The following is a 3866-nucleotide window of genomic DNA, read 5'->3' on the forward strand; positions in this document are numbered from 1 at the left end:
TGCCCGGGGTCGACCGGCGGCGCGGTCGCCGCGCAGTACCAGGTGGCGTCCGGCTCGCTGGGCGCCGGTGCGGGCCGGCCCGGCACCGTGGCCAGCGCCAGCAGCCCGCCGGCGACCAGGGCCCCGGCGCAGATCAGCACGGCGGTGCGGAACGCCTCGTCCACCGCCGACGGCACCTGGTACTGCTGGCCGCTCAGCCCGGTGAGCAACGGCAGCGCGGCCACCGCGATCAGACCGGCGGCCCGGGCCGCCGCGTTGTTCACCCCGCTGGCGATCCCGGCCCGGCGCACGTCCACCGCGGCCAGCACGGTCGCCGTGAGCGGCGCCACCAGCACGGTCAGCCCGACGCCGAACACCACGGCGGCCGGCAGGACGTCCGCCCAGTAGGAGGCGTGCGGGCCGATCCGCAGCATCAGCAGCACCCCGGCCGCCGCGATCAGCGGTCCGGCGGTCAGCGGCAGCCGCGGTCCGATCCGGGTGGCCAGCCGCCCGGCCCGCGCCGAGAAGAGCAGCATCAGCACCGTGACCGGGGCGAACGCCACCCCCGCGACCAGCGGCTCGAAGCCGGCCACGGTCTGCAGCTGCACCTGCAGGAAGAACATCACGCCGCTGAGCGCCCCGTAGACGGCCAGCGTGACCAGGTTGACGGCGGTGAACAGCCGGCTGGCGAAGAGTTCCAGCGGCAGCATCGGCTCCGGGGTGCGCCGCTCCACCCGGACGAAGGCGACACCGAGCAGCAGGCCGGCCACCGCGGAGACCGCCACGCCCGCGGAGAAGCCCTCGGCCGCCTCGGTCAGCGCGTAGGTCACCCCGCCGAGGGCGAGCGCGGCGAGCACCGCGCCGGGCACGTCGAACCGTCCGGTGGCCTCCTCGTCCCGGCTCTCCGGCACGTGGCGCACCGTCAGCAGCGCGACCACCACGGCCACCGGCAGGTTGAGCACGAAGATCCACCGCCAGCCCGGGCCGCTGACCAGCCAGCCGCCCAGGAACGGGCCGACGGCGGTGGCCACCCCGCCGAGCCCGGACCAGGCGCCGACGGCGGCCGAGCGGTCGTCGGGGTGGAAGGTGGCCTGCAGCAGCGCCAGCGACCCGGGGGTGAGCAGCGCCCCGCCGACCCCCTGCAGCGCCCGGGCGGCGATCAGCACGCCGACGGTCGGCGCGACGGCGCACAGCCCGGAGGCGAGCGCGAACCAGACCACTCCGATCAGGAAGACCCGCCGCCGCCCGTACCGGTCGCCGAGCGAGCCGCCGAGCAGGATCAGCCCCGCCAGGGTGAGCAGGTACGCGTTGACCGTCCACTGCAGTGCGGCCAGCGACGCCCCGAGGTCGGCGCCGATGTGCGGCAGCGCGACGTTGACCACCGAGCCGTCCAGCATCGCCATGCCGGAGCCGAGGGCGGCGGCCAGCACCACCCACCGGCCGCGTGCGCTGTGCAGCCTGATCGCGTTGTCCATACGGGCATCCTGCGGGACGGTGACCCCTCCGCGCAGGCATCCGCGCCGATCGCGCCGCGGCGGATCGGCGTGCCCGACGGGGTGCGCTCCGGTGGCGGGGCGTCAACTGCCGGGTCAGGGTGGGGAGCGGACCACGTCCCCCCGCAGTCAGGTGAGACCGATGACCTTGCTCCCGGCCCACGGCGCCGACTACCCTCCCCCGGCCTCCGGCCGGAGCCCGCACGCCTCGCCCCCGGCGGCCCGGCGCTCGGCCCCGGCCGCCACCGGGGAGGCCTGAGGTGGCCGCGCCGCAGCGCCGGATCGTGGTGGGCGTGGACGGGTCCCGGGCCTCGGCCACCGCGCTGCGCTGGGCGCTGGACCAGGCCGCCGCCACCGGGGCGGACGTGGTGGAGACGGTCGGCGTGTGGGAGGTGCCCGGCTACTACGCGCTGGCCGGCGGCATGCTGCCGCCGCCCCCGGAGGGACTGGAGCCGGACCGGTTGGCGGCCAAGGTGCTGGCCGAGACGGTCGCCCGGGAGGCCGGCGACCGGCCGGCGGTGCCGGTGACCCAGCTGGTGCTGCCCGGCCCGGCGGCCGCCGCGCTGCTGCGCCAGGCCGAGGGGGCGGAGCTGCTGGTGGTCGGCAGCCGCGGGCTGGGCGGGTTCGCCGGGGTGCTGCTCGGTTCGGTCAGCCGGCACGTGGTGGAGCACGCGCCCTGCCCGGTGGTGGTGGTCCGGGCCCCGCAGGACCCCGCTTGACGGAGCGTCGAGCCCGATGACCGAAGGCCTGCAACCGCACCTGGACCCGGCCGAGGCGCTGGCCGCCAACGGGCTCGGCTGCTTCGAGTGGGACACCGTCACCGGCCGCTTCACGCTGGACGCGAGCGGCATGGCGGTGTTCGACACGGATGCCGCGGAGTACCAGGGCACGGCCGCCGGGCTGAACCCGCGGATCCCGGTGGAGGAGCAGATCCGGCTGCACCGGCTGGTCGAGGCGATCAAGGCCGGCCGGTCCGAGGGGTACAGCAGCTACTTCCGGATCCGGCTGCGCGACGGCACGGTGCGCTGGACCTACTGCCAGGGCCAACTGGTGCGCGACCCGGCACACCCGGACCGCCCCGGCACCCGGGTGGTCGGGGTGGTCCGGGACGCCACCCAGGAGCTGGCCCACTCCTCGCTGCGGCTGATGGCCGAGGACGACCGGCAGCGCCAGGAGTCGGCCCTGCGCGAGGTGGCCGACGCGCTCGGCGAGGCGCTCACCGTGGACGACGTGGTCGCCGTGCTGACCGGGGACCAGAGCGTGCGCCGGCTCGGCGCCCAGGGGATCACCCTGGGCGTGGTGGACCAGGGCCGGATCCGGCTGGTCGGCGCGGTGGGCCGGGTCAACATCCGGGTGGCCGAGCTGCGCCGCGCCCGGCTGACCGAACCGTGGCCGATGAACGACGTGGTGCGCTCGGGCGAGCCGGCCTTCTACACCTCGGTGGCCGGCTTCCTGCGGCGCTACCCGGCGCTGGCGGACCAGCTGACCGACAGCAAGGCCACCGCCGGTGCCTTCCTGCCGCTGGTCGCGCAGGGCCGCCCGATCGGCGCGCTGGCCCTGGTCTACGAGGGCCGGCGGGTCTTCACCGCCGAGGACCGCACCCTGCTGACCACGCTGGCCAGCGCCGTCGCCCAGTCGCTGCAGCGGGCGATGCTGGTGGACCAGTCCCGGGAGATCGCCGCCGGGCTGCAGAGCGCGATGCTGCCGCGCCGGCTGCCGCGGCTGCGCGGCGGCGCGCTGGCGGTGCGCTACCGCACCGCCCGGGTCGGCACCTGGATCGGCGGCGACTGGTACGACGCGGTGCCGCTGGCCGAGCACGCGGTGGCGGTGGCGATCGGCGACGTGCAGGGGCACGACACCGAGGCCGCCGCGGTGATGGGGCAGCTGCGGATCGCGATGACCGCCTACGCGGCCGAGGGGCACCAGAGTTCGGCGGTGCTGGCGCGCGCCTCGGCCTTCCTCGCCGACCTGCACGCGGACCGGTTCGCCACCTGCCTGTACGCCCGGGTGGACCTGGACAGCGGCGAGGTCAGCCTGGCCAACGCCGGCCACCTGCCGCCGCTGCTGCGCCTGGCCGACGGGCGGGTGGAGCGGATCGCGCTGCCGCCCGGCCTGCCGCTGGGCCTGCCGGGGGAGTGGGACCCGGACGGCTACCCGGCGGCCGGCTTCCACCTGCCGCGGGGCGCCACCATGCTGCTGTACAGCGACGGCCTGGTGGAGCGGCCCGGCGAGGACCTGGAGCTGGGCCTGGAGCGGCTGGCCCGGGTGTTCGCGACCGGCCCGGCGGAGCTGTCGGCGCTGGCCGACCACGTCCGGGACACCCTGGGCAGTCGGCTGGAGGCCGAGGACGACGCGGCGATGCTGCTGCTGCACCGGACTGACGCCCCCTCGGAC

The 3866-nt window shown here is 76.8% G+C and carries 3 protein-coding genes; 2 read left to right on the plus strand and 1 reads right to left on the minus strand.

Annotated elements, in window-relative coordinates; translation table 11 throughout:
* Positions 1-1454, minus strand: a 1454-nt coding sequence (locus tag ACFW1A_RS39315; RefSeq protein ID WP_380418293.1) for an MFS transporter, incomplete at its 3' end; no start/stop codon positions are given.
* A 278-nt stretch (positions 1455-1732) separates the two neighbouring features.
* Between ACFW1A_RS39315 and ACFW1A_RS39320 the strand changes: the two genes are divergently transcribed.
* Together ACFW1A_RS39320 and ACFW1A_RS39325 are read left to right on the plus strand one after the other, a co-directional pair.
* Positions 1733-2191 carry a universal stress protein gene (locus ACFW1A_RS39320; protein ID WP_380418295.1) on the plus strand — a complete coding sequence of 153 codons (459 nt, stop codon included), beginning with the start codon at positions 1733-1735 and terminating at the stop codon, positions 2189-2191.
* 16 nt (positions 2192-2207) lie between these two features.
* On the plus strand, positions 2208-3866 hold a 1659-nt coding region (locus ACFW1A_RS39325; protein ID WP_380418297.1), incomplete at its 3' end, for a SpoIIE family protein phosphatase.

The organism is Kitasatospora sp. NPDC058965 (genome assembly GCF_042741245.1).
In the GTDB taxonomy this organism is placed as follows: domain Bacteria; phylum Actinomycetota; class Actinomycetes; order Streptomycetales; family Streptomycetaceae; genus Kitasatospora.